2 protein-coding genes are annotated in these 1,605 nt (G+C 34.4%); both read right to left on the bottom strand.

Annotation, left to right across the window (positions count from 1 at the left end):
• Nucleotides 1-424 precede the first annotated feature (424 nt).
• Nucleotides 425-682, bottom strand: coding sequence for a hypothetical protein (locus AC1DSL_RS17995; RefSeq protein WP_477533290.1), 258 nt, complete (start codon nt 680-682; stop codon nt 425-427).
• Between the two features lie 164 nt (nt 683-846).
• Nucleotides 847-1,497, bottom strand: coding sequence for a PIG-L deacetylase family protein (locus tag AC1DSL_RS17990; RefSeq protein ID WP_477533289.1), 651 nt, complete (start codon nt 1,495-1,497; stop codon nt 847-849).
• Between the last annotated feature and the right edge of the window lie 108 nt (nt 1,498-1,605).

Raw genomic sequence — 1,605 nt, 5'->3', positions numbered from 1 at the left:
ATTAATTTTAGTTGACATAATATAAATTATAGGAAGCTACGTCTCACGAGCCAAGTATACTTGTAACAGTGAGACAGAATTAATTTTACAAGTATTTTATGTGAATAATTGTATTTTTAACATTTACCATTCATGATATACATCTTATATTTTCTCAACTTTTTTATCGCTCCTTTTGAGAACTCTTTTGTTTGCATCTAATGAATATGTCACTGAAGTGTATATTTCTACAATCTTTAAATCAGCAATTAATACAGATCACTGCATTGGTCTGGTCTTTCTTTTTGCATCCTAATTCTACATTCAGTTATTCTTCTTAACAAATTTATCCACCTTCAAGAGTTAAGTTATATTCCMCATTTTCAAGACTTCATTAGTTAAAATATGACAATCTAAATAAAATGTAAAAAAGTGTTACACACTATTAAGTGGATTTTATTGCCCGTAAATATTCAAGCCTATTTCTCCATTTCCAGCGCGCATATAGAAGGAATACTTTCCCTTTTAAACTATGAGCATTAAGTACTTTTATCTCGTCAACTTCTTGTCCACCAAAGCTTCTTTTAAACTCATTAATGTTCTGTTCTTGCTCTTTATGTGGATCTTTATAAGATGTTTTCCAAATGTAATAACCGATTGGCTCTTCCGATTCGATTACGTTGAGAAGAATCTTTTCCCACACGATGTGATGCAGAATGAATCATTGAGACGCTATTTCCATCATGTAAATATGCATGACCGCAAAGTGGATTTTGATTTTCATCACGCAACCAAGTGATACTAATAACTCCAGCCTCAGCAGATTTTCTGAAACGATCCGCTGGTTTAGCCGTTTAAGAAAAAAAACTAAATTAATCTTCTAACTAACATAAAACTTTCCGCAAATGGTACACCAACTGTTGAACCTCTTAGCTTTGCCAATGCTTCAATGATTTCAAGTGTTCGAGGATGAGGCGGTTGTTTTAGTTGTGATTGATAACAGTTCATTGCTTCTTTCTTTAATTCGATGAATTTCGAGATATCACTCCATACATTTGGCATATAGGCATTGTCTACTGTGGGAAGATTCCATTCTGTTTCTGAAAGGGTTTCATATGCATAAATATTCTCCACCTTAATGCCATTAATTGGTCTTAATGCCACCATTGCACTGTGAGAGACAACAGTATGGTCCATATGCATATCACCTTTATGAGGAATAAATGCAATGTTTGGTCGAATATCTTCCACAACTTTTAGAAATTCAGCATTGATTTTCACTAAAGGAGTTTCTCTTAAAGTCACAATGGGAAAATCTAAAAAGATCGTTTCCTTAACCCCTAATAGTTGATGCGCAGCTAATGCTTCTGAACGTTCTTCTTCGATCTCTTCATCTGTATTACTTTTAGTTACCTCACAAATAAACACTTCATGACCTTGCGCTGCATACTTCGCAATCGTGCCGCCAACGCCTAATACCTCATCATCATTGTGTGGTGCAAATACCAACACCTTCATCCATTCACCTCTGATTGTTTCTTAACTTTCCATTGGAAATATCACTTAAATTTATAGCCCGCTCTCATTTGCACATCATCAATATTCTCAAACTCGGTAACTCGAAGT

This window comes from Paenisporosarcina sp. P4_D4 (assembly GCF_056401835.1).
Note: the sequence above shows the minus strand (reverse complement) of the source record. Positions and strands in the feature narration are given on the sequence as shown.